Here is a 23919-nt window from a genome sequence, read left to right on the forward strand (position 1 = left end):
GGGCTCTAGTCCCCTGATACCATGAAATGCGCCATCAGAGTCGTAACCGGCTTGGCGCGTTCATCCTGCCACGCCTCTGCGCGGACCGAACACATGCGCCGCCCCATCTTGGTGATTTCTGCGCGGGCGTAGAGGTCTTTGGCGTGGCCTTGGCGGAGATAGTCGATCGTCAGATTGATAGGTCGCGGCGGTCGTTCAAGATGCTCGGTTACAAGGAAGACCTGCGCTTGGGAAGTCAGTTCCAGAAAGGCGGCGATGGCACCGCCGTGAATGGCCTTGATCATGAAATTGCCAATCAGCTTTTCCTGATACGGCATGATCATTGTCATTTCGTCGCCCATGACTTCGCATCTCAAGCCCATTTCCTGAGCGAGGGGGGTGCGAGCAATGAAGGCTCGGACTTCATCGGCGCGCGTCTGTTCAGTCGTATCCATGTCATTCGCCACTACATCGTCCTCATGCTGTCAACCGAGCGCGGTTTGTTGATGGCGAATGCACCTGCGGCGGTGGCAATCACCTTGTCGCGGCTCTCATGATAGGCCCAAGCGCGGGTGAAGCAGATGTTCCGCGTCACGTGATAGCATTCGGCTTCGCCAATAATGTCGCGTCCCTTGTCAGCCGGGCGCATATAGTCGAGACGCAAGTCCAGTGTCGCCACGAAACGCGGTTTGGGCAGGGCAGAGCTGGCGGCCGTACCGCACAAATTGTCAAGAAATGCGGTCAGGACGCCGCCATGAATCACGCCGGTGTCCGGATCACCCACCAGGCGTTCTTTCCAGGGCTGCAGGCCCCAGACATGACCTTTCTCAATACGGGTAAACCGGAACGCCATGCGGCGTCCCCACGGGATACCGCCACTGATCATGTCTATGTTTTCGTTCATGACCTCCCAAGGCGCGGGAGATGACGCGGCGTCATCGCTCATAATGGTCCTCATTCGTTTGACGAGTCGTTCTGCCCGGATAACATCATTGGCGATAGAGCAAAACAAAGAGCTCATGTGGAGGAAGATGAGATGGCATTTGATGGCGCGACGAAGCCCAAGGTTTGTATCATTGGGGCAGGGTGCTCCGGCTTCACGATGGCCAAGCGTCTGAAGGATTATGACATCCCGTATGATTGTTTCGAGATGTCGGACAATATCGGCGGCAATTGGTATTACAAAAACCCGAACGGCGCTTCGTCTTGCTATCAGTCTCTCCATATCGATACGTCGAAGTGGCGCCTTGCCTTTGAGGATTATCCGGTTCCTGAGGATTGGCCGGATTTCCCCCACCATTCCCAACTGCTTCAATACTTCCACGACTATGTCGATCATTTTGGGTTGCGCGAAACAATCACGTTCAACACGGCGGTGACCGATGTCGCGGACTTGCCCGGCAATCGATGGAAAGTGACGCTATCAACCGGTGAAAGCCGCGAATATGACGCCGTTATCGTGGCGAACGGACATCACTGGGATCCGCGCATGCCGGAATATCCGGGGTCGTTCGATGGTTATCAGGTACATTCGCACAATTATACGGATCCGTTCGAGCCATATGACTTCCGGGGCAAGCGCGCCATGATTGTTGGCGGCGGGAATTCGGCCATGGATATCTCGTCGGAGCTTTCCCAGCGTCCCCTGACCGAGCGCCTGTTTATATCCATGCGTCGAGGTGTCTGGGTCTTGCCGAAATACATGGATGGACAGCCAGCCGACAAGGCCGTGTTGCCAGGCTGGTTGCCATCGGGGATTGGGCGTGCGTTGGCGCGCAAGAAGATCAAGAAGACTATCGGCATGATGGAGGATTATGGACTACCAAAGCCGGACCATGAGCCGCTCGATGGGCATCCCTCCGTATCCGGTGAATTCCTGACGCGTGTCGGATGTGGGGACATATGCCCCAAGCCGGGTATCGAACGTCTTGATGGAGACGGTGTGGTCTTCACAGATGGGACACGGGAGAAGATCGATGCGATTGTCTGGGCGACAGGCTACAATGTGACGTTCCCGTTCCTGAAGCAGGACGATCTGACCCCAAAGGAAAACGTGTTCCCGCTTTACAAGCGTATGGTGAAACCGGGACGTGAAACCATCTTTTTCCTCGGCCTGGCGCAGCCTTTGCCCACGCTCGTGAACTTCGCCGAGCAACAATCCAAACTGGTCGGCGCAGCGCTGAATGGCGAATATGCGTTTCCTGAAATCCAGGAGATGGAGCGGATTACAAAAGAAGATGAACAGCAGCATCTTGGTCATTTCTATGACAGTCCGCGCCATCGGATGCAGGTCGATTTCAATCTTTATTGCAAAGACCTGAAGAAAGAGATTGAACAGGGGGCGAAGCGCGCGCGCGTGGTTGCCTGATGTTAACCGGTCGGGGGGTATAAAGAGGGCCCATGACCCGATTGCCTTTCCTGTCTGCCGCCTTGTTGCTGGCTGCTTGTGCGTCGCCAGCGCCGGTGAAGATACACTATCCACCGGCAGAAACCCCTGACGCGTCTGTCGGTGCGGCGCCCGTGGGCACTGTGGCAGAGCAGGGACCCTTCGCTCCGAACGCCTATTTGCGAGCTTGTTACGGGATCCGGGTCTCCAATTCGCCGATCGTGGACAAGGATGGCTGGGTCGTGAACTACAAGCCGATTGTGGTGGTGAACGGCATACCGCTTGCCGCCGCGCCGGCAAATGATGTCTGTCTCACGTCAGGCTTTGGCCAGCGCTTTGGCAGGCGACACGATGGTATCGACCTGCAGTCTCGCCCGGCGGGGACGATTTACGCCAGTGCACCGGGCAAAATCATCGAGTCCCGTGTCTCGACAGGGTATGGCAACATGGTGCTGATCGATCATGGCAAGGGCGTTTACACGCGTTACGCTCACCTCGCCTATATCCAGCCGGGCGTTACCAAGGGCGCAACAATTGGCTTCGGCCAGCCCGTTGGCTTCATGGGGGCCAGCGGCAATGCGACCGCCATTCATATCCACTTCGAAATCCTGACAGGCGACTACAGGAACCCGCGCGGTTCCAAAGGCCTCATGCCGCGTGACCCTTTTTCATTTCCACCTTATGAGTATGCTCAGGCCTATTAGGGACTGGGAGGACGATATGAGGGGGTTTTGGATCGCGGGCATCGTGTCGACGTTCATGCTCGGGGCATGTACGACAGGGCCCATGCCAGACGGAGAGTCGGTTTCGACCAGCGTACCTATCAGTGAGGAAAGCGCTTTCGCGGCGGATTTCGGTATGCTGGCAGATTTGGTGGGCACGCGCTGGTACGGCGAACCAAGTCAGGCAGACGCAGAGCTCGGCCAGCCGGCTGATTATTCCGAATGGAACTGGGATCTGGGCGGTTCGGTTCTGGTCAATCGACACGTGCTGGCGGATGGCTCTTATGGCGGTTTGACTTACGTCCAGAAGAACCAGAAGTCGGAGAAGCTCGACTATGTCTACATTACCAGTGCCGGCTTCCGGACATCGGGCAGCTTCACGCTCAATGAAGATAACAGCTGGACCGCGTATGAAGAGGTGACCGGCCTGAGCGATATTATTGGCGTGCGCTCGACCGGTCGCATGACTGAAGACGGCGCACTGGTGTCGGAATCAGAATTCGAGACTCGTGATGGCTGGGTACCCGGTCACACCTTTCGCTACGAGCCAACCAGTGACCCCATGCCGAATTTGGTGCCCAATCTGGAGATCGAGTGAAGTCTTTCCTTGATCCTGACCTGATTGCGCGAACCTATCGCGATCCGATCGCGGTGGCTGTTCTCTTGGTGGACTTGTTGCCGATCCTTGCGGTGCTCGTTTTCGGCTGGGGCGCAACGCCGCTTGTGGCGCTCTACTGGCTGGAAAACCTTGTCATTGGCACGTTTACCGTATTGCGCATGGTTGCAACGCTCGCCGGGAACATCGTGAACCTGTTTACCGTGCTCTTCATCGTGCCATTCTTTACACTCCATTATGGCATGTTCTGTTTTGGTCACGGCGTTTTCATCCAGGCACTCGCGACGAGCGGATCTACTACTGGCAGCTCCGGTATGCCGGGATTGGTCTATTGGGCGTTGAGTTCGGGGCAGGGGATGGTCTGGTTTGTTGCTGCGATCATTGCGATCAATCTGGTGATCTACTTCACAGACTTTCTTATGAAAGGCGAGTTCCGGGAAACCCAGCCGATTGTTGAAATGTTCGCACCCTATGGTCGGATTGTGACCCTGCACGTGGCCATCATCCTTGGGGCCGTATTCGCGATTGCGACGAACGAGCCGCTTCTGGGGGTCGTCTTCTTGATCTTCCTGCGCGTCGTGTTCGGCGTGATCGTGTCGGCCATGCGCCAACGCAAACTGGACAGGGCTAGCCATGCGCTTATGAAAGAATTCCCGTCAACAGCGTAAAAAGTTGACGGGTGATGACGCCTTGGTCATGATGTGGGGCTTCCCTCAGGAAAGGCGTGTATGAGCTCCATCGTAAAGACACTGGCCGGTTCAACCGGAAAGCGGGCCAGATCCAAGGCTGCCAACCGACGGGCCATCCTGCAGGCGGGGCGCCGCGTGTTTGCGCGGATCGGCTTCGAGGCCACGACGGTACGCGACATTATCCGGGAAACCGAACTCGCCGCCGGCACCTTCTACAACTACTTCAAGTCGAAAGAAGAGGTGTTCGAAGCGATTGCCGAAGATTCCACGCATCGCTTCCGTTCACGCCTGCAGGATGTTCGCGCCTATGCCACGGACTTCGAAACCTATGTCCATGATGCCTATCGGGCCTATTTCGGTTTCATCGCGACCGAGAATGAAGAACCGATCCGCAATGGCGCGCCGCATCTGGCCCTGATCGGCGTACGAGTTGATACGCCCGAAATGCTGGCCGTGGCAGAAGAAATCCGCGCCGATCTGGAACATGTCCTGTCCGGCGAGGGCGGCCCCAAGATCGACACAGCCTATCTGACGGCGGCGGCCATCGGAATTGCCCGTGAAATGGGTGAGCACATGTTGCTGCGCCGCCCGGTAGATGTTGACGGTGCAACGGAATTCGCAACGGCCTTGCTGCTGGCGGGCGTGCGAGAGATTGCCGCGAAGTAAGGAGAAACGCCTCTTGGCGCGGACGCGCTTGCAAGGCTAAGCTTTTTGTCAACAAGACAGGACGGGAGGCGACCATGAGCCTGCAGCAGATAATCACCAAATTCATCTTCAAACTGCCGGACGGCCTGCTGGTGCGCATGGCCGGCGGTAAGCCGGTCGAAGTGCGGGGCCGCGTCCTCGAGCCGCAATTGCAACTGGTTGCATGGAATGGCCGCAACGCACCGCCGATGTCGACCCTGGAACCGGAAGTCGTGCAGGCGGCTGTGAAAGAGCAGCTCGCCATGTTGGAAGCTCCGCTGGAGCCTGGCGTGACGACGGAGAATTTTACCATTCCCGGGCCCGACCGTAACGAAATTCCGGTGCGCCTCTACAAGCCATCCGGCCAGGATTCCTCTGTGCCATTGCTGGTCTATTATCATATGGGCGGCGGCGTGGTTGGCGACCTTGAAACCTGCAATGCATGGTGCTCGATCCTTGCTTCCGTCACCAAAGGCCCGGTCCTGTCGGTCGACTATCGGTTGGCCCCACAGCACAAGTTTCCGGCTGGTATCGATGACTGTATCGCCGCGTATGAATGGGGCGTGCGCAATGCCGGCAAGTATGGTGCGCCCGAAGGCATGGCGGCCGTGGGCGGGGACAGTATGGGTGGCAATTTCTCGGCCATCATCTCTCAGGAGATGCAACGCGAACACAAGCCACTGCCCGTCTATCAATTGCTGATCTATCCGGCCGTGGACATGGTCGAGGAATTCCCGTCGCGCACCGAATTCGGAGAAACCTTCTCTCTCAGCACAGACACGATGAACTGGTTCATGGAGCAATACCTGCCGGACGATTTCGACATGTCCGATCCGCTCCTGTCGCCGGGGCAGACCGCCGAGCTGGAAGGGTTGCCCCCAGCGATCATCATTACTGCGGGGCATGATCCATTGTGCGATGAGGGCGATGACTATGCCAAGCGCCTCAAAAGTGCGGGCGTGAAGGTCACTCACAAGCGCTATGATACGCTACCTCATGCCTTCACGGCCTTTTCCGGTTTCTCGCCGGGCTCTCGCAAGGCATGTCTGGAAATCGCCAACATGGTGAAAGACCTCGTCTCAAAATTATGAAGGCCCTCGTCTGTAATACGGTGACGGACGATTTTTCTGGACTGTCGGTTCAGGATGTTCCAGTGCCCGTGGTCGGGAAAGGGGAAGTGCTGGTGCGCGTAAAGGCAGCCAGCGTGAACTTCCCAGACCTGCTGATGAGTCAGGGCCGGTACCAGATGAAACCGGAGTTGCCCTTCACCCAGGGCATGGAATGCGCCGGAATCGTCGAAACCGTTGGAGAGGGCGTCTCCGCGTTTTCACCGGGTGACCGGGTGGTCGGCGGCAACAAGACTGGAGCCTTCGCAGAATTTGCGTTGCTGCCCGCCTCCAGCCTGTCTCTTGTGCCGGACAATATGGGATTTGCGGAGGCGGCAGCCTATCCTGCAGCCTATCTGACCGCCTATGTCGCGCTCGTGCGGCGGGCCAATTTGCAGCCCGGTGAGACATTGCTCGTGCACGGCGCAAGCGGCGGCGTGGGTATGGCGGCCGTCGATGTCGGAAAGCTGCTCGGCGCAACCGTGATTGCGACGTCTGCATCGGACGCCAAATTGGACAAGGTCATCGCGCATGGAGCAGACTATGCCATCAACGTGGCGCAAGGCTTTCGCGACAAGGTGAAAACGCTCACAAGCGGGCGCGGAGCAGATGTCATCTTCGACCCGGTTGGCGGCGATGTGTTTGACGAGAGCGTTCGCTGTATTGCATTTGATGGACGTTTGCTCGTGGTCGGGTTCACGTCCGGGCGCATACCGGAAGTCAAAGCGAACATGCCCCTGATAAAGGGGTTCTCCGTGGTCGGCGTACGGGCCGGGGAGTATGGCCGTCGCTTTCCGGAGCGCGGCAAGGAGAATATGGAAGCGATTTGGAAATGGGCAGCAGAGGGCAAGACCCGGCCGCGTATCCATGCCGAGCTTCCATTGGAAAATTGGCGGGAAGCCTACCGCTTGCTCACTGATCGCGAGGTTGTGGGCAAAGTGGTCATCAAGCCCTGAATAGAAGATAAAAGAGGAAACGAAGATATGTCGACACTCCCTGAAAAAGGCCTGCAACTACGCTCGCTGATCAAGCCGGAAGGCGAACTTGAACTGTCCCTGGTTGAAGTAGACCTTCCTACGCCGGGGCCGGGCGATGTGATCATCAAGGTCGAGGCAACCCCGATCAATCCATCCGATCTCGGCCTGTTGATTGGTGCAGGAGATATTCGCACGGCGGTTCAGAGTGGCACGGCGGATCGCCCAGTCATCACGGCAAAAGTACCCGAAGCTGGTTTGCGTGCGATGCAGGCCCGGATCGGTCAGTCACTGGGTGTCGGAAATGAAGGTGCCGGTACGGTTGTCGCCGCAGGCGAGTCCGAAGCGGCGCAAGCCTTGCTCGGCAAGCGCGTTACGGGACTTGGCGGCGAATTCTATTCCGAATACCGCATGCTGAATGTCGGTCAGGTCATGGAATTGCCGGAAGGTGCCACGGCCGAGCAGGGCGCGTCCTGCTATGTGAATCCGCTTACGGCACTGTCTTTCGTCGAGACTATGCGCGAAATGGGTCATGAATCCCTCGTGCATACGGCCGCTGCATCCAATCTCGGCCAGATGCTGAATAAGATCTGTATCAAGGATGGCGTGCCGCTGGTGAACATCGTCCGCAAGGAAGAGCAGGCCGAAATCCTGCGTGATATCGGCGCCAAACATATCGTCAATTCTACGTCGCCAACCTTTATGGAAGACTTGATCGCGGCGCTGATGGAAACCGGTGCGACGCTCGGCTTTGATGCGATTGGCGGCGGACCGCTCGCCGGACAATTGCTCATTGCGATGGAGGCGGCCGCCAGCCGCAAGATGAAGGAATACTCGCGTTATGGCTCCGGCCAGCAGACGCAGGTCTTTATCTATGGCCGGCTCGACATGTCACCGACCCAAGTGCCTCCGGGCGTAGGGTTTGCGTGGAACCTTAGCGGATATCTGCTGACGCCATTCCTGCAAAAGGCCGGCAAGGAAGTCCGCGCCCGCATGTACAAGCGTGTGATGGATGAGCTGACGACCACGTTCGCCAGCCATTACACCAAGCGCATCTCGCTCGCTGAGGCGCTTAACCTTGAAACGCTGAAAGCCTATGACGCCAAGGCGACTGGCGAGAAATACCTGATCACGCCGAACGCCTAGAAAGACTAGCCGATCCTGTCATGCGTGATGCGTATGGCATGATCGGCATCTTTCAGGACGACAATGTCGGCTGTTTGCTTCAGCGGTGCGATATGGTCGCGCAAATTGGGCAGATTGATGCGGTCCCAGACGGATTTTGCAAAGTCGAGAAGTTCCGGTTCCGTCATGTGAAGAAAGTTTGCATAAAATGAACTCGGGTCAGTCTCAGCCGCGCGCCAGAGGCGATGGAAGCGTTCCGTATACCAAGTCAGCAAGTCGTCTTCTGATGCATCGAGGTACACAAGGTAGTCCGGCTCCCGCGCAGGACGCGGAGGCGGCGACAATGGCTGGAAGCCAAGGCCTTCGAGGATCAGTATATCGGGCTGTGCAATGGTTCGCGTCATGCCCGGGTCGACGTCGTAGGTGACATGGCTATAGCCGGGAAAGTCGGCTGTGCCGGTTGAGAGGGCGGCGATTGCGTCACCCAATGCCTCGGCATTGTAAGTTTCTGGAAAGCCCTTGCGGAGTGTCAGGCCGCGTTCTTCCAGAATTGTGTTCGGATAGAGAAACCCGTCCGTCGACACGGTTTCCACCGTATGTGCCCCGGCCAGGACTGCAGCAACCTGGTTGGCCAGAGTCGTCTTGCCCGAGGCAACCGAGCCAGTCAGGCCAATGACGACGCCCGCATGGCGACCCGAAACTCCGGACAGGCGTTCCCCCAATGCGGTAATGCCGAGGGCATGTTCTTTAGATTGGGTCGTCATGAGGCGTGAGGCTCCGGGCGGCGATTGCGTGCCCGAAGCCTAGTGTTGCTTGCGCGACTGTCCAGCCTGAAAGGCCTCAAACAGTGCGCTTGGCCTTGTCTTGCGCATTGGTGGCTTCAATCGCGTCTCGGGCGGCTTGCCATTCGGCGTCGCCCCATGCGGTCAGCTGAGCGAAGTTTCCGCCGGATGCATTGTACATCGCTCCGTCGATCGCGATGGTTTGTCCATTCACATACTCCGCGCCAGACGCCATCAGGAACACGGCCAAATTCACCAGTTCATGCATCTCGCCAACGCGGCCCATCGGATTGGCGGCGCCGGAATCCATGCGCTTGGCGCCTTCGGCATCCGGAGCCAGCCGCTTCGACATACCTTCCGTCGGGAAGGGGCCCGGCGCAATGGCGTTGAAACGGAGGCCGTAGCGCCCCCATTCCACGGCGAGGCTCTGCGTCATCGTGTTGACGGCTGCCTTTGACATGGCCGACGGCACCACGAACGGACCGCCATTCCAGACCCAAGTCGTCAGGATTGAACAGACGCTGCCCTTTTGACCCTCCTTGATCCAGCGTTTGCCGATGTCGTGGGTCATATAGAAGGTTCCGCGGAACACGATATTGGAAATCGCATCGAAGCCCCGGATTGAGAGATCTTCGGTCCGGCTGATGAAATTGCCAGCGGCATTGTTGATGAGGCCGGTCAGCGCGCCGTGCTTGGCCCAGATATGATCATTCATGTCGGTGATGGCTTCCGCCACGCGGATGTCGCAGGCATGCGGCACGACCTTGCCGCCATGCTTGTCCATCAGCTCACCTGCGGTGTCTTCGCAGACCTGTCCACGCCGTCCGCAGATATGCACTTCCGCGCCAAGCTTCAGGAAGCCTTCGGCCATTTCCTTGCCGAGTCCCGTGCCGCCGCCTGTTACCAGAATGCGTTCCCCGGCCATCAGGCCGTCGCGAAACATTAGTTTTGTCATGTCCATTGAATTCCTCCCGGTTTGTTTTTCTGATATGAGTATAAGTCGGTTGAGCGCGGAGGCACCCATGAATCGTGCATTGGCTATCGTTGCCGTCGCGGCATTTGCTGCGGGTACAGCCCGGGCGGGGCCGCTCGACGTTTTCGGCACTTTTGTGACGCAGGAAGAAAATTCCCACATCCGGATTTCCGATTGCGGGGACGGAACGCCTTGCGGCGTCATCGTCTGGATCGATCCGGCGAGTGTGTCTGGCGACGCGACCCCCGAAACGGCGACCGATGCCAAGGGCGCAAAAATCCTTGGCCTGACTATGCTTGAAGGGTTCAAGCAAAAAGCCAAAGGCTGGACAGGCGGCACGATATACAATCCGAAGGAAGGCAAGACCTACGGGTCCAAGATCAAATTGCTGGCCGATGGTGTACTGGAAGTGAAGGGCTGCATCGGCCCGATCTGCCAGACGCAGCATTGGGCGCCGGTTGAATCTACTTCCGGAATGGCAGACTGACGAGTCGCCACAGGACCCATATAGGGATCACCACCGCCGCACCCGCCAGGGCTGGTTTCCAGAAATTGCGCACTGCCCAGCCAAGCGCCGCCATGGTCGTGCTTGCAACATTTGCGATGGCCGCGCCCATGTCGACGTCCGGATTGGACGGATTGAACTGGGACGCCAGCACGAAGAAGCCGACCAGAATGCAAAGGCCGAGCAGCTTCAGCGATCCCCAGACCGAGATGCCGAACAATCGCGCGAGCAAGGAGCGTGGAGGCGCTTTGACCGGTGCGCGGGGCGGCAAAGGCTCCGGCACCGGCTCAACTGTCACTTCCGGTAGTTCTGAGTTGGGATCTGTCGACATAGTATATGGTGGGGCCTGTTAGTCGTTGGCCGCCTGCTTCTGGATTTCAACCTGGTGCGGATAGGGTATCGAGATGCCTTCCCGGTCAAAGGCTTCCTTGACTGCCTTCATGAGGTGGAATTTGACGTCCCAGACATCGGCCGCTTTCACCCAGCTGCGTGTGGCAATGTCGACCGAACTGTCTCCAAGATTAACAACCTTCACGAAGGGTTCCGGATCCCTGAAGATACGGTCATCTGCTTCAATCACCTGTTTGATGACGGCGATGGCCTTGTCCATGTCGTCATCATAGTCGATGCCAAAGGTCACATCGGCGCGGCGGGTATCGTATCCGGAATAGTTCTCGATGACGCCATCAATGGCCTGACTGTTTGGCACGAGGACTTTCACATTGTCGACTGTGGCCAGGACAGTCTGGAACAGATTGATGTCTTTAACGGTGCCGGCAACGCCAGCGGCCTCGATATAGTCGCCGAGCTTGTAGGGGCGAAACAACATGATCATGACGCCTGACGCGATATTGCCGAGGGCGCCCTGCATGGACAGGCCAATGGCAAGGGTCAGCGCGCCGAGTACGGCGACGAAGCTGGTGGCCTGAACCCCGAAGACCTGCAGCACGGCAATCAGCACAGCAGCCGTGATGGCCCACCGGACAAGAGAGGCAAAGAAATTGCCGAGCGTATCGTCAATACCTTCGCGCTTCAGCGCTGCGCTACGAACGAGGCCCGCCAACCAGCCGGCGATGCGCAGACCGATAATCAGGACCAGCAAAGCGCCAAGTACTTTCACGCCGAATGAAATGATGAAGGGGCTGTATTCGCTCCAGAGCGCGGCTGCAGTCAGCTCTTCGGGCATGGAGGTCTCCTTTTTACTGTCAGGGCAGGCTAGTCTTCAGTCTCTGTAATGTCTGATTGTGACGCGTGTTCCGGTCTCGACTCAGCAGGTGGCCGGTAAGCCATGTTGACCTGATGCGGGAAGGGGATGGTGATCCCTTCGCGATCAAAGGCTTCCTTGACGGCCTTTGTGATGTCGGCGCGGACCTGAACGAATTCGGGCGTCGCCACAAAAGCGCGCAGGCGCAGCCGAACGCTCCAATCAGCAAGCGTATGCACGCCGACCCAGGTTTCATCCTTGGCCAGAATACGCGGATGCTCATTCGTCGTGTCCAGCAGGGTTTTGAGCGCATGATCCATATTGTCGTCATAGGAAATGTCAAAGTAGAGATCGAAGCGACGACGTGTCTGGCGTGTGTGATTGACCAGCGGATCGCCCCAGACCTTGTCATTGGTGACCGAGACGATCTTGTTGTCGATTTGCTTGAACGTCGTTCGGAAGGGCGTGATATCAGTGATTTCGCCGTCCATGCCTGCCAGGGTGACGAAATCACCAATTCGGAACGGCCTGAAAATGGCCAACATGACTCCGGCCGCAACCGCCTTCAGCGTGTCCTGAAGCGCGAGGCCAATGGCCAACGCTGCGCCGCCCAGCAGCGCCGCCAACGATGCCGTCGGGAAGCCGAGTTGGGTCAGTGCCAATACGATCGCAACGGCGAAGATCAGATATTTCAGGAGCGAAGCGGAGAAGGCAAACAGCGTATCATCGGCCCCGTGACGCATATGAGCCTGATTGCCCATTTTCCGCATTGATCGGGCAACCCAGTTCGCGAAGGTCACCGCAATGATCAGGATCGCGACCGCAGCGAAGGCGCCTGGTCCGCGCTTGTCTATGATCGCTTCCCAGTCATAGCCCGCGAGCCCAAGGGGCAGGGGAGACATGAAAATCAAAGCGAAAACGCGAGAGACTGAACTGGCAATATCCCAACTCGATCCCTCGAATGATTTGTCCTTGGCGGTCACGCGCTTCCCAAAGGCGGTAATGATGCGTTTGACCATGCCCGAAAGAAACCAGATCAGGATACAGGCCAGGACAACGGCGCCCCACTTCTCCATGAATGGCCAAGAACTTGCCAGCCAGACAGGCCAGTCTGTGGTGTCGATATCGGGCAGGGCGATTGTGGTGAAATCCATAAAGTGGCCGGGCTCGTTGTTTCTATGGGCAAAAGAGCGTCAGTTTGCGCCGCTTGTCCAGTTTGCTCAGGCGGGTATGACTGATCCGTCGGCACCCCGAAAGAGGCGCAAGCAGAGAATGAGGGTAAGCACCCCTGCGCTGATAATGGCGAGCCAGTTCATCTCCGTCACATACCAATTGTTCAGGACGATCCCGATCATGCCCCAGCCCAGGGCAATGAAGTACCACCAACTGCGGCTGACATAGCGGGCGAACATCCACGCCGAAATGCTGGCGGTCACCAGCGTGATCCAGAGCATTTGCCACGGAAAATCGGTCGCCCCGAAGCTCGAAAAGCTGCGCAGGGTCAGCGGAACTGAGATCGCGATGGCGACGGTAATCCAGCCAGACAGCATGGCGGCGGTAAGATCTGCGAGAGCTTTCTTGGGGCTCCAACCAGTTTCACGCAAACGGTCCATGCGAAATGCTGCCGTCCACGCGGCAATGGCGATTGGAAAAAGGAGCAGGAAATCCAGGGGTTGAGACGCGATCAACTGCGCACTGATCATCCAGACGATGTTGAACGCACCAGCCCAGGCAAGGGGTGCCGCGATTCGCTCCATCCAGGGCTCGCGGGCACGCCAGTAGGAAATGCCAAACAGAAAATAGGCTAAGAAAATCACGCTCCAGATTGAAAAGAACGCCGGCAAGGGCTGTTCCGGAAGCGTCACGTCACGTGTGGCGTTTCCAATCGGTGTGCCAATGCCCAGTGCAGGCGCGAGCGCGCCGGACAGGGGCTGAAGCACGCCGAGAAGAATCACGATCAGGGGCAAATATGTTTTCATGTTTTCCATATGAGCTGAATTTCAAATGGGGCAAATCCGCGGCGTGTGAAAAAAGTGGGATGCAGGCTGGCGTTTTCACGTTATACGCCCCGATCTCTGCGGAGACTCACAAGAGGAATTTGCTTATGGCAAGGACACCTGCGGCCAAGAAGGCCCCTGCAAAACCGGCCGCCAAGAAGGCGACCACCACGGCCAAGACGGCCACCAAGAAGCCTGCTGCCAAGACGGTCGCTGCGAAGAAGCCAGTTGCTCGCAAGGCAGTTGCGCCGAAAGCCGCCCCAAAGGCGACGGCTGCAAAGACGCCAACCACGGTGACGATGCGCCAGCTGTCGGCAGAAATGGCTGAGGCTCATGGCCTGACCAAGAAGCAGTCGGAAGAAATCTTCTCCGACCTTGCTGATCGGATCACCAAGCGCCTGAAGAAAGGCGAACGTTTCCGCCTAAACGGACTCGGCACGCTGGAAGTGCGCAAGCGCCCGGCACGCATGGGCCGCAACCCGGCAACGGGTGAATCCATCAAGATCAAGGCGTCGAAGAAAGTTGCTTTCCGCGTCTCCAAGGAGCTGAAAGAGTCCGTTTAAGGACTTTCGGTTTCAATATGTTTCGAAAGGGCCGGGTGCATGTCATCCGGCCTTTTTTCATTCTTGCAGCATTGCCTCTAGAGTCTCCAAACGGTCCGCCTCGTTTGCGGGCTTGTCCCAGCGGATGCGGTTGATACGCGGAAAGCGCATGGCGATGCCGGATTTGTGACGGGCCGAGCGCTGCAGGCCTTCAAAGGCCACTTCCAGAACAAGTGATGGCGTCACGGAGCGCACAGGTCCGAAACGTTCGACCGTGTTGTCACGGACGAATTTGTCGAGCTGTTTCAGCTCCTCGTCGGTAAAGCCGAAATAGGCCTTGCCAACGGGCGTCAGCCGATCCTCGCCGTCTTCATCGCGCCAGACGGCGAAGGTGAAATCGGAATAGAAACTGGAGCGGCGGCCGTGGCCTCGTTGCGCATACAGCAAGACCGCATCGACGAGCCAGGGGTCTCGCTTCCATTTATACCAATGCCCCTTGACGCGGCCGGGCACATAGGGGCTGTCCCAGCGTTTCAGCATCAGGCCTTCGATCTCCGGGGCAGGGGGCTCCATGCGGTGCGCGTCCAGCGCCGTCAGGTCGGTAACGGGCACGAGCGGCGACAGGTCAAAGCGTGGGCTGGCCGTTTTCGCGATGAAATCTTCCAGGCGTTCCCGGCGTTCCCGAAAGCTCAGCTGGCGGACATCCTCGTCTCCAGCCTGCAACAGGTCATAGGCACGGATAAAGGCCGGGCGCGCATCCATCTGTTTCTTCGAGACGGTCTTGCGGTTCAATCTCTGTTGCAGCGCATTGAACGGTGCCACGCTTTCCCCGTCTTCCGCGCGTACGAGCAGTTCGCCATCCAGCGTGCCTTCAAAATCCATCCCCGCCAGTACGTCCGGGAAGGTGTGGGAGATGTCATCTCCCGTCCGCGTATAGATGCGCCGGACGCCGCCCTCGCTGCTGGCCTGCACGCGGATGCCGTCATATTTCCATTCGGCGGCAAAGGCGTCTGACGTGATCAGTGCAGGGTCCACCGCATCCGGATTGTCCCGCTCCGCCTTGGCGACCAGCGGATGCGCCAGCATGACCGGCCGGAAGGGCGCGCGAATATCCGGTTCTGGCCTGCCGGTCTTGCCCTCCAGCCAGGCAAACAGGCTGTCAAAGGGCGGGGCGAGGCCGTGCCAGATCTCCTCGATCTCCGTCACATCCACATCGCCGAAATCCGCTAGCGCCAGCTTGGCGAGGCGTGCCGAGACGCCGATCCGCATGCCGCCTGTGATCAGCTTCAGCAGGGCCCAGCGTCCGGTCGGGTCCAGCCCATCCAGCCAGTTCGCCACCAGTCTCTGCGCTTCTGGCCGGGTTGCGCCGTCCAGCGCCTCGACAATCTCCGACAGGGGCGGGGGGCGGTTTGCGCGCCGCTCGCCCGGCCAGACAAGGCTGACGGTTTCGGCCATGTCGCCAACATAGTCATAGGACAGGCGGAAGAGTTCCGAATCCATCCGGTCTGTCACCAGTTCCCGTATGGCGGCGGGCTTGATGCTTTTCAGGTCCAGATCCCCGGTCAGCGCGCCGAGGGCATAGCCGCGGTCGGGGTCTGGCGCGGTGCGGAAATAGGAGACAATCAGGCGTAGCTTGCCGTTACGCGAAGGCGTTAGGACAAGACGGTCAAGAAGCTCTGCGAAGGCCTGCATGCGCCTAAGATAGAGTCGCCACGCGAAGAATCCATCAAGGGAGCCCCACCATGAGCCTGAAACTGCACCACCTCAACGCCTCGCGCTCGCAGCGCATTGTCTGGCTGCTGGCCGAGCTGGGCGTGCCGCATGAGATTGTCCACCACAGCCGCGACCCGGAAACCCGGCTGGCCCCGGCGGCGCTGCTGGACATTCACCCGATGGGCAAGTCGCCCCTGCTGGAGGATGGCGACACGGTGATCGCCGAGACAGGCGCGATTGCCGAATACTTGCTGGCCAGGCACGACCCGGACCATGCGCTTCACCCGCGCGCGGATTCGGCTGATTTCCCGCGCTATCTGGAATGGGTACACGCGGCGGAGGGGGCGATCTTCCTGCCGGGCCTGTTCCGCTTCTACCTGATGAATGCCGGCCTGCTGGACACGCCGCTGGCCGCCGCGATGGAGGGCGAGCAGGCCAAGGCGATGAAGACGATCGAGACCCATCTGGCGAAACACGCCTATTTCGCGGGCGAGACCTTCACCGCCGCCGATTGCCTGATGGCCTTCCAGATCCAGTCTGCCGCCGCCGCGGGCGCGCTGGAGGCCATGCTCGCCACAAAGGCCTGGCTCGAAAAAGTGCAGGCCCGCCCGGCCTACAAGGCCATGCTGGAGGTGGGGGTTTAGGGGGTAATTCTCCCCCGGCCCGAGCTGGGGTGGGGCGATGGCCATGCCATCGCGATCCCCCTCTAGCTCCCCCTTTGCAAGGGGGAGAACGACCCTCAAGCAAGGCGGCTGCTGTCTGCGTTCCTCCCCCTGCAAGGGGGAGGACAGGTGGGGGTCTGCGGTATCCCCGCCAGCACAAACATCCGGACTGGCGCGAACCATCCGGGTATCCTGTAGTCCAGCTCCGTCTGGCGAAGCCGTCGGCGCGGCGGGCGCCGTGGCGCTCCGCCTGATGATTTGTAGATGGCTACGGAATGGAGCGTTACCGCCCGCCGCGCCGGACAGGGTCTTCAGCGGACACCTCGAAAGGGCCCAAGGTCCCGGGTCTTCGTTACCGGCGCCGCGCGAACACGGCCCCCGTGCTTTTCACACGAAAGGCGCATCCGGGGAGGCCTTACTCCCGTGCGTCCGGACGAGGCGGATTCCCAACTTGCCTTCGCAAGCTCACCCTGGCCTGACCTGCCTAGGGCTTTGCAGGACCGTACACCTCCCGCAAAGCCCATCCTGTCCCTGACCCCACAACCAGAACGGCACCTGATCCGGCTCCTGTGAGGGCAGGAGGTGAGTATGGGGTGGGAGGCTATCAGACGGATTGGGTCGAACTTGATGAAGTTTGTTTCTATTGAGGATGCGTAGCCGTCCGCAACTCCCTGCTATTCGAGGCTGCGATCTGATCAAAATTCGGATACTGCGCTGCTGAGCGTCTACCCAGCAGAAGAAACATCCGGGCATTGTTTAAAAGCGGGCCTGAAATAAGTGATGGGTGAGCCTTCGAGGTAAATCCGGATTAACCAATTCTAACGAATCCTATACACTTGGAATTGACAAGGGGCGGAACATATGCAGAACTTTGGAATGGGAAACGATCCGCGTGCCGTAGCAAATGCTCTGCTGGATATAGCAGATTCTTATGGTATAGATGTAACGAACTTGTCGCTGAACAAGCTGATCTTCTTTATCCATACAGACTGTATGATCGAGAAAACGCGCCGACTGTCTTCTTTGACGTTTGAGGCGTGGAAGTTCGGTCCGGTTCTTCCCATCATTTATCATCAGTTCAAACGCTTTAAACGAGACCCCATTACGTCCAGAGCAACTCGGATTGACCCGAAAACTGGAAACTCTGTAGTCGTAGACTACAAGGATTTGTGTGTGGACGCGCAATATTTGGAAGATAGATTTCTTCAATACTCACGACTGTCGCCATCAAACTTAATAGCCCTGTCGCATGAACCTGGCGGCGCTTGGGATGCTGTTTGGAATGGAGTTGTGGAAAACGTCGGTATGAAAATTACAGATGAACTGATTTTGCGTTATAATTACAGCGGTTTGAAGGCGAAAGGTGATTCGGATGCGCGATTACACTAAAGGCGTTAGAAAGCCGCCTTCTGCGGCGCACCTCTGTCGTTTGGTAGGGCGCAGCGCTGAGGAAACAGCAAAGCGGATCATCGCATTTCAAGATGCTGATTTGAACATTCGGACTTGGCCTGCCGTAGAATACCTTCGCCAGCTTTTGAGTGGCGGCGATATTGATTTCTTGGTTGGGCAAGCAGCTCTGCACAAAAACAAGCATATGGGTCGCGCAGCTATCGAGTGCCTGCCACTGCTTCAGCAGTACAGAAGGGACCACGAGGTATCGTGGTTTAACCCCTTGGGGCCAACGAAGATCGTGTTATCGCAGAACTTGACGGTGCCACTCAAACCGATTGGACAAGCAGGCGTGGACGGTCAGATCATCTTGCTGGCGGGACAAGTTTGGAAGAACCAATCCCTAGATGCATTTTCATTTCAGCTCTGGCGATCTATTGCCCAGATGTATCTGGATTCACAGCTAGATGCTGCTGGTTTTCATTGGCTCGAAATGTCCGCCCCTCATAAGGGAGCGGAAAGGGAAATGGTTTTAAGGACGCATGATACCGTTGATCCGTTTACTGAGTTGGAGATGGCCGCAGTCATAAACAACATCGAGCAGGCGATGGAGATCGTGCGTTCGGTTCCGCCAAAGAAGAGGGAAAAGAAGCCCGATCCAAAGCAAGGCAATTTATTCGGCGAGGATGGGGAGGTCTAGTGGGCTAGCGAAGCAGTAACGTAGATTGCTTCACCCCATCTCTTCCTCATACCCCACCATCCTTAGCGGCTTCGCGCGGCGGCCTTCGAGTTCGGCCCAGCGGACGAGGGCGTCTTCGCGGCCATAGGTGATCCAGAGGTCCTGCGGGTCGACCTCGCGGATCGTGTCGGTCAGTTCGTCCCAGTCGGCATGGTCTGAGATGACGAGCGGCAGTTCGACGCCGCGCTGCTTGGCGCGCTGTTTCACGCTCATCCAGCCAGAGGCAAAGCCGATCACCGGATCGGGGAAGCGCTGGGCCCATTTGCCTTCAAAGGCGCCGGGCGGGGCAATGACAATCTCTCCCCGGAAGGCTTCGCGCGCGGCCTTTGACCGGTCTTCCAGCGTGGCGGGGCGCAGCTCTCCCAGCGTGACGCCGGCCGCCTCATACACCTCGCACAGCTTTTCCAGGCTGCCATGAATGTAGATGGGCCGGTCATGCCCGGCGAGGCGCAGATGCTTGATCACGCGCTGGGCCTTTCCCAGAGAGTAGGCGCCGATGCAATGGGTGCGGTCCGGATTGTCCGCGACTGAGCGCATCAGGCGGTCAATCTCCTGGTCCGTAGGCGGATGGCGGAAGACGGGCAGGCCAAACGTCGCCTCGGAGATGAAGACGTGCGTGTTCTCCACCGGCTCGAAGCCGGGGCAGGTGGGGTCGGCGCGGCGCTTGTAATCGCCGGTGAACACCATGCGCAGGCCCTTGTGTTCCACCACGATCTGTGACGAGCCGAGAATGTGCCCCGCCGGGGAGAGCCAGACCGTGACGCCATTGATCTCGATCGCCTCGCCATATTCGACCGCTTGTGTCTGCTTGGCGAAACTGTCGCCATAACGCGCGGCCATGATGGACAGCGTGTGGGGATGGGCGAGCACTTTGCCATGGCCGCCGCGCGCATGGTCTGAATGGCCGTGGCTGATGACGGCCCGGTCCACCGCGCCGCGCACAGGGTCCAGATAGAAATCGCCCGGCGGGCAATAGAGGCCTTTGGGGGTCGGGTGGAGCAGGAGGTCTGGCCGCAGCATGCCTGTAATGTAGGCGGTGTGGCCGAACGGGGAAGGGGCTGGGTGTGGCCTCTTCCGAAATGCCGGCAGCTGGGGTAGGCGACGGGGTCGCAATTCAGACGTCCGGGAGTCCCTCATGCAAATCGGCATCGATTTCGGAACATCGAACACATCGATTGGATATTCCGGGCCACAGGGCATCCGCCTGATCGAGTTGGAGCCGGACGCGACGTCGATCCCGACAGCGGTGTTTTATGGGCTGGCCTCCGGAGAGTATGCCATCGGGGCCGAAGCCGTGGCGGCCTATGAAACGGGCGAGGAAGGCCGACTGATGCGGTCGATCAAGTCCGTGCTCGGCTCGTCCCTGATTGATGAGACGACCGATGTTGGCCGCCGTCGCTTGCCGTTCCGGGACGTGATCGCGCATTTCCTGCGCCGGGTGATCGCCCGGGCGGAAGCCGAGACAGGCGAGCGGGTGGAGTCAGTCGTGCAGGGGCGACCGGTCTCGTTCAATGACCGGGATGCCGACCTTGACCGACGCGCGCAGGCGATCCTGGAATCCTGTCTGCGTGATGCTGGCGTGGCGCATGTGGAGTTCCTCGATGAGCCGGTGGCGGCGGCACGTTCGGTGAGCTTTCCGAGCGGTCGGGAAAAGCTGGTCTTCGTCGTGGATATCGGCGGCGGTACATCGGATTTCTCGGTCGTGCGCATCGCGCCGGACAATGACGGTTTTGATGTGCTGGGCAGTACCGGCCTTTATGTGGGCGGCAATGATTTCGACCAGAAGCTGAGCTTTTTCGAGCTGTCGCGGCTGCTCGGGCACGGCGAGACGCTGGAGCTGAACGGCTTGCCGGTGCCGTCTGCGCCATATTCGATCCTGTCGGACTGGAAAAGCCTGAACAAGCTCTATGCCCGGGACGTGCAGAAGCGGATCGGCTGGATGGTGCAGAACAGCCCGAACAGCCAGGCGATCCGGGCCTTCGACCATCTTGTGCGCCACCATGAAGGCCACGCCTATGCGAAGCGGACCGAACAGATCAAGATTGACTTGAGCGACACCGACCAACAGGCTTTCGTCTATGACACTCCCGATTTGCGGCTGGAGCGTGTGGTAGAGCGCCAGGCGTTCGAGGGCCTGATTGACGAAGCCGTGTCACAGATGGATGCGGTGGCAGTGGATTGCCTGGACAAGGCGGGTGTGTCACCGAACCAGATCACCGACATTGTCATGGTGGGCGGGTCGACCTTCATTCCGCTGGTGCAGGCCCGGTTGGCGGGGCGGTTTGGCAATGCTGTGGTCTCTGAGAGTGACCGCTTCGGCGCCGTTGCCAAGGGCCTGGCGGTACATGGGCAGCGCAATCTATGACAGGCGTGTGCAAAAGGTCGGCCTTTCGCCCGGGATGATCAGGCAGCGATAAAGGGCCGGCCCGCTTTTCAGAAACAGGAAGTCGTCATTGACGTGTTCCAGGTCAAACCCTGCATCCAGCAGATCCTGAAGAGGTGCCCTGTCGGACAGGATCGCGGTAGAAGTGACGGACGGAGCGGTCGCAGGCATTTGCGTGCATGCACAAAGCGAAAGCGCAGCAGCGGTCAATGAGGCGAGGACGGAAGCACGTAACTTCATGTTGTTTCCTTCTCCAGACGATTTCGATTTCCCGCTATGATAGCGCGCCGTGCGCTTAAAGGAAGAAGTTTCGAAAAACATATCCAAACTGAGTCGAAAGCTGTCCCGCCACACTTGCGACACGGTCATCTGTGCATAAAGTCAGGCCGATCCAGAGGAGAATCACGCATGCGCGCAATCCGGAAATGTCTCGTATCCCTGTCTGCGCTGGCTGTGCTGGCCACGCCTGCTCTGGCTGAGGAGGGCGGATCGACACAGGCGCTCGATGATGCGCTGGCGGCCGGCTACAAGGCCGGGTTCATCTGCTCGTCCACCTTCAATGCGGGGCAGACGCTGGAGGAAATCCGCCAGAACGAGTTGTCGGGCATTTATCCCGACTACCAGCGCAGCTTCGACAAGCTGCCGGACGCGATGATCGACCCTGTGCGCAAGCTGGTTTCGGTGACCTATTCCAACACGATGCCGCCGCGCATGGCGGCCTGGCGTCCCGGTTTCGGCTGTACCCAGCTGCCGGTGGGCGCAGAAGAGGGCGCACTGAACTTCCTGCCGCGCTTTGCCGCCTGGCCGGACTTCACCGGCGAGGACCGGGGCAGCGCCATCGGCTCAAATGTTAAGGTGCAATTGCGCATCGAAGAAGCCGAGCGCCTCGAAGCGCCGGTCTCGTTTGCTTTCGACGAGCGTAGCTATGGCAATGGCACACGCACCAGCGCCGTGGTTGTCGTGAAGGACGGACAGGTCGTGGCCGAGCGCTATGCTCGCGGCATTGATCATGAGACGCCGCAGCGGACCTGGTCGGTGGCAAAATCGATTTCTGCGACGATCCTCGGCGCAGCCCGGCGGAACGGGCATATCGATCTTGATTACCCGGCCGTCATCGCCGACTGGAACAATGGCGCGGACCCGCGCCGCGAGATCACGTTGCGCGACCTGCTGCAGATGGCGAGCGGGCTCGACAGTGGTGAAACCGGTTCGCGCACGGACCGGATCTATTTTGGCGGCGGACGCGTGGTCGATCAGGCCGCCTCGAAAGTTATGGAAGCCAAGCCGGGCACGCGGTTCAAGTATTCCAACAATGACACGCTGATCGCGATGCGCTCATTCCGGGAATCTCTGGGCACGGATGATTCCTATCATCGCTTCCCGTATGAAAAACTGCTGCACAAGATCGGCGCGGTTCACACGACGCTGGAAGTGGACTGGAATGGTGACTTCGTCTCGTCCAGCCAGGTCTGGTCTACGGCGCGCGACCTCGCCCGGGTCGGCCAGCTCTACCTGCAGGACGGTGTGTGGGGCAATGAGCGCTTGTTGCCTGAAGGCTGGGCACAATTCGTTTCGGCCCCCGGACCAGCACAGCCAACCAGCGGACCCGGCTATGGTGCGCAATTCTGGCTGATGAATAATGCCGAGGGTATTCCGGCGGGCACCTATTACATGGCGGGCAATCGCGGCCAGTATGTCGTGATCGTGCCAAGCATGAACGCCGTCATTGTGCGGCGCGGCTTTGATGTGATTGGCGGGGCGCGGTTTGATATCAACGCGTTCACGCGCGACGTGCTGCTCAGCCTGCAGGCGGCCGAGGATGCCCGCGCTGAAGAAGCGGCCCAGCGCGAGCAGATCGAGTTGGAAATCCAGGCCACAATCGATGCGCGCCGGGCCCGTTCTGATCGCGCGAAGGATGCCATCCGCGCAGAAATCCTCGAAAAGTACGGCCTCGAGGAATAGCGCCTATCTGGAGCCGGTCCCGGAATTCGGGATCGGCGTCAGGTTCGAGATGAACTGCCGGTCGGACTGGCTGAAGCTTTTCATCATGGCGGAGCCTTCGACGGTCACATCAAGACTGACCACGTGGGTGCGACCATCCGGGGCGCGGTCGCACGCGACTTTCATTTCGAACTGTTTGATCTTGGCGACAGGCATTGGCTTGAACGGCTTTTCCGCCACCATTTCATAATTGAGGATGCCGGGGGCGGTTTTGTCCACGACGACTTTTCCGATGAGGTGCTTGTAGACCTTGTCCATGTCGTCTGGCTCTGCGCCGGGCTTTGGCCGAAAGCTGTAGGTGGCGGTGGTGTCCGTTTCACTGACAAGTTTTGCGTCGGCGGCGGGAATGTTCTCGGCAAAATCCTGACACCAGATTTCGCCGTCCGTATTGGCTTTCATGTTTTCGACCCGCTTGGCGAAGTCTTCGCTCCAGTCTTCAGGCTCAGGTGAGATCACGCTGAGGCGCTCGCCTTCCGGCTGGCTTGGATCGACCCGCATGAGCGCGTCCACCTCGTCACTGGAAAGCGTCAGATCAAACGCATAGAGCGGGCCGTCGGCAGAGGCGGAGAGGGCTTGTTCCAGGGGTGATTGGGCAAGGGCAGGGGCCGCAAGCGCGATCAGGCTGACGGAGACGGCAAAGGAGCGGAACATGGCGGGCCTCATGATAGTTGTCTGAAAAAGAGGTTTGGCCTGAGGCAAGCTGAACGCATAGTGAAAGCAAGCCGATTACTGCAATTCTTGCGAGATT

26 protein-coding genes and 1 pseudogene are annotated in these 23919 nt (G+C 58.8%); 15 read left to right on the forward strand and 12 right to left on the reverse strand.

Features of this window, described 5'->3' with window-relative positions:
* Nucleotides 1-5: 5 nt before the first annotated feature.
* Both CFA77_RS03100 and CFA77_RS03105 read right to left on the reverse strand, forming a co-directional pair.
* The gene (locus tag CFA77_RS03100; RefSeq protein WP_206992203.1) at nt 6-434 is read right to left on the reverse strand and encodes a PaaI family thioesterase; all 429 of its coding nucleotides are present in this window, start codon (nt 432-434) and stop codon (nt 6-8) included.
* Nucleotides 435-445: 11 nt separating this feature from the next.
* Complete coding sequence (locus CFA77_RS03105) at nt 446-925, reverse strand: PaaI family thioesterase (RefSeq protein WP_051607972.1); 480 nt, start codon at nt 923-925, stop codon at nt 446-448.
* A 90-nt stretch (nt 926-1015) separates the two neighbouring features.
* Between CFA77_RS03105 and CFA77_RS03110 the strand changes: the two genes are divergently transcribed.
* From CFA77_RS03110 to CFA77_RS03145, 8 genes are all read left to right on the forward strand, one after another.
* The gene (locus tag CFA77_RS03110; RefSeq protein WP_206992204.1) at nt 1016-2347 is read left to right on the forward strand and encodes an NAD(P)/FAD-dependent oxidoreductase; all 1332 of its coding nucleotides are present in this window, start codon (nt 1016-1018) and stop codon (nt 2345-2347) included.
* A 32-nt stretch (nt 2348-2379) separates the two neighbouring features.
* The gene (locus tag CFA77_RS03115; protein ID WP_206992205.1) at nt 2380-3069 is read left to right on the forward strand and encodes a M23 family metallopeptidase; all 690 of its coding nucleotides are present in this window, start codon (nt 2380-2382) and stop codon (nt 3067-3069) included.
* Nucleotides 3070-3085: 16 nt separating this feature from the next.
* Nucleotides 3086-3685 carry a hypothetical protein gene (locus tag CFA77_RS03120; RefSeq protein WP_206992206.1) on the forward strand — a complete coding sequence of 200 codons (600 nt, stop codon included), beginning with the start codon at nt 3086-3088 and terminating at the stop codon, nt 3683-3685.
* Nucleotides 3682-4371 carry a DUF6498-containing protein gene (locus tag CFA77_RS03125; RefSeq protein ID WP_206992207.1) on the forward strand — a complete coding sequence of 230 codons (690 nt, stop codon included), beginning with the start codon at nt 3682-3684 and terminating at the stop codon, nt 4369-4371. Before CFA77_RS03120 ends, CFA77_RS03125 begins: the two co-directional genes overlap by 4 nt.
* A 60-nt stretch (nt 4372-4431) precedes the next feature.
* Nucleotides 4432-5058, forward strand: coding sequence for a TetR/AcrR family transcriptional regulator (locus CFA77_RS03130; RefSeq protein WP_206992208.1), 627 nt, complete (start codon nt 4432-4434; stop codon nt 5056-5058).
* Nucleotides 5059-5132: 74 nt separating this feature from the next.
* A complete protein-coding gene (locus CFA77_RS03135) occupies nt 5133-6167 on the forward strand; it encodes an alpha/beta hydrolase (RefSeq protein WP_206992209.1) in 1035 nt (344 codons plus the stop codon).
* Nucleotides 6164-7138: an NADPH:quinone oxidoreductase family protein gene (locus CFA77_RS03140; protein ID WP_206992210.1), complete on the forward strand. Its 975-nt coding sequence runs from the start codon at nt 6164-6166 to the stop codon at nt 7136-7138. Before CFA77_RS03135 ends, CFA77_RS03140 begins: the two co-directional genes overlap by 4 nt.
* Nucleotides 7139-7165: 27 nt before the next feature.
* Nucleotides 7166-8302: a zinc-binding dehydrogenase gene (locus CFA77_RS03145; protein WP_206992211.1), complete on the forward strand. Its 1137-nt coding sequence runs from the start codon at nt 7166-7168 to the stop codon at nt 8300-8302.
* Between the two features lie 5 nt (nt 8303-8307).
* Here the strand turns inward: CFA77_RS03145 and CFA77_RS03150 are convergent, their stop codons facing one another.
* Nucleotides 8308-9045, reverse strand: coding sequence for a type I pantothenate kinase (locus CFA77_RS03150; protein WP_206992212.1), 738 nt, complete (start codon nt 9043-9045; stop codon nt 8308-8310).
* Nucleotides 9046-9121: 76 nt separating this feature from the next.
* Nucleotides 9122-10024 carry an SDR family oxidoreductase gene (locus tag CFA77_RS03155; protein WP_206992213.1) on the reverse strand — a complete coding sequence of 301 codons (903 nt, stop codon included), beginning with the start codon at nt 10022-10024 and terminating at the stop codon, nt 9122-9124.
* A gap of 61 nt (nt 10025-10085) precedes the next feature.
* Between CFA77_RS03155 and CFA77_RS03160 the strand changes: the two genes are divergently transcribed.
* A complete protein-coding gene (locus CFA77_RS03160) occupies nt 10086-10523 on the forward strand; it encodes a DUF2147 domain-containing protein (protein ID WP_206992214.1) in 438 nt (145 codons plus the stop codon).
* Here CFA77_RS03160 and CFA77_RS03165 read toward each other — a convergent pair.
* The 4 genes from CFA77_RS03165 to CFA77_RS03180 form a co-directional block, all read right to left on the reverse strand.
* Nucleotides 10501-10872, reverse strand: coding sequence for a DUF6460 domain-containing protein (locus CFA77_RS03165; RefSeq protein WP_206992215.1), 372 nt, complete (start codon nt 10870-10872; stop codon nt 10501-10503). The genes CFA77_RS03160 and CFA77_RS03165 overlap by 23 nt on opposite strands.
* Before the next feature lie 18 nt (nt 10873-10890).
* Nucleotides 10891-11727: a mechanosensitive ion channel family protein gene (locus CFA77_RS03170; RefSeq protein ID WP_206992216.1), complete on the reverse strand. Its 837-nt coding sequence runs from the start codon at nt 11725-11727 to the stop codon at nt 10891-10893.
* A gap of 29 nt (nt 11728-11756) precedes the next feature.
* On the reverse strand, nt 11757-12899 hold the full coding sequence (locus CFA77_RS03175) for a mechanosensitive ion channel family protein (RefSeq protein WP_206992217.1): 1143 nt from the start codon (nt 12897-12899) through the stop codon (nt 11757-11759).
* A 66-nt stretch (nt 12900-12965) separates the two neighbouring features.
* Complete coding sequence (locus tag CFA77_RS03180) at nt 12966-13724, reverse strand: hypothetical protein (RefSeq protein ID WP_206992218.1); 759 nt, start codon at nt 13722-13724, stop codon at nt 12966-12968.
* Nucleotides 13725-13999: 275 nt separating this feature from the next.
* Here CFA77_RS03180 and CFA77_RS03185 point away from each other — a divergent pair.
* Nucleotides 14000-14305: pseudogene (locus tag CFA77_RS03185) on the forward strand (HU family DNA-binding protein); the annotation flags it as partial.
* 57 nt (nt 14306-14362) lie between these two features.
* On the opposite strand, the gene CFA77_RS03190 reads toward CFA77_RS03185, so the two are convergent.
* Nucleotides 14363-15976, reverse strand: a complete 1614-nt coding sequence (locus CFA77_RS03190) for a cisplatin damage response ATP-dependent DNA ligase (protein WP_206992220.1) — start codon at nt 15974-15976, stop codon at nt 14363-14365.
* A 50-nt stretch (nt 15977-16026) separates the two neighbouring features.
* On the opposite strand from CFA77_RS03190, the gene CFA77_RS03195 reads away from it, so the two are divergent.
* The 3 genes from CFA77_RS03195 to CFA77_RS03205 all read left to right on the forward strand — a co-directional run bounded on the left by CFA77_RS03195 (nt 16027) and on the right by CFA77_RS03205 (nt 18748).
* Nucleotides 16027-16641, forward strand: a complete 615-nt coding sequence (locus tag CFA77_RS03195; RefSeq protein WP_206992221.1) for a glutathione S-transferase family protein — start codon at nt 16027-16029, stop codon at nt 16639-16641.
* Nucleotides 16642-17520: 879 nt separating this feature from the next.
* Nucleotides 17521-18048 carry a Panacea domain-containing protein gene (locus CFA77_RS03200; RefSeq protein WP_206992222.1) on the forward strand — a complete coding sequence of 176 codons (528 nt, stop codon included), beginning with the start codon at nt 17521-17523 and terminating at the stop codon, nt 18046-18048.
* Nucleotides 18032-18748 carry a hypothetical protein gene (locus tag CFA77_RS03205; protein WP_206992223.1) on the forward strand — a complete coding sequence of 239 codons (717 nt, stop codon included), beginning with the start codon at nt 18032-18034 and terminating at the stop codon, nt 18746-18748. The genes CFA77_RS03200 and CFA77_RS03205 overlap by 17 nt, the downstream gene beginning before the upstream one ends.
* Before the next feature lie 30 nt (nt 18749-18778).
* On the opposite strand, the gene CFA77_RS03210 is transcribed toward CFA77_RS03205, so the two are convergent.
* Nucleotides 18779-19807, reverse strand: coding sequence for a ligase-associated DNA damage response exonuclease (locus CFA77_RS03210; RefSeq protein WP_206992224.1), 1029 nt, complete (start codon nt 19805-19807; stop codon nt 18779-18781).
* Between the two features lie 115 nt (nt 19808-19922).
* Between CFA77_RS03210 and CFA77_RS03215 the strand changes: the two genes are divergently transcribed.
* The gene (locus CFA77_RS03215; protein WP_206992225.1) at nt 19923-21152 is read left to right on the forward strand and encodes an Hsp70 family protein; all 1230 of its coding nucleotides are present in this window, start codon (nt 19923-19925) and stop codon (nt 21150-21152) included.
* Here the strand turns inward: CFA77_RS03215 and CFA77_RS03220 are convergent.
* Nucleotides 21147-21539: a hypothetical protein gene (locus tag CFA77_RS03220; protein ID WP_206992226.1), complete on the reverse strand. Its 393-nt coding sequence runs from the start codon at nt 21537-21539 to the stop codon at nt 21147-21149. The two genes, CFA77_RS03215 and CFA77_RS03220, sit on opposite strands and share 6 nt — an antisense overlap.
* 39 nt (nt 21540-21578) lie before the next feature.
* Here CFA77_RS03220 and CFA77_RS03225 point away from each other — a divergent pair, with 39 nt between their 5' ends.
* Nucleotides 21579-23132 carry a serine hydrolase gene (locus CFA77_RS03225; protein WP_206992227.1) on the forward strand — a complete coding sequence of 518 codons (1554 nt, stop codon included), beginning with the start codon at nt 21579-21581 and terminating at the stop codon, nt 23130-23132.
* Between the two features lie 3 nt (nt 23133-23135).
* Here CFA77_RS03225 and CFA77_RS03230 read toward each other — a convergent pair whose 3' ends face one another.
* Complete coding sequence (locus CFA77_RS03230) at nt 23136-23822, reverse strand: hypothetical protein (protein ID WP_206992228.1); 687 nt, start codon at nt 23820-23822, stop codon at nt 23136-23138.
* Nucleotides 23823-23919: the final 97 nt, after the last annotated feature.

This window comes from Hyphomonas sp. KY3 (assembly GCF_017309975.1).
Taxonomy (GTDB): Bacteria; Pseudomonadota; Alphaproteobacteria; order Caulobacterales; family Hyphomonadaceae; genus Hyphomonas.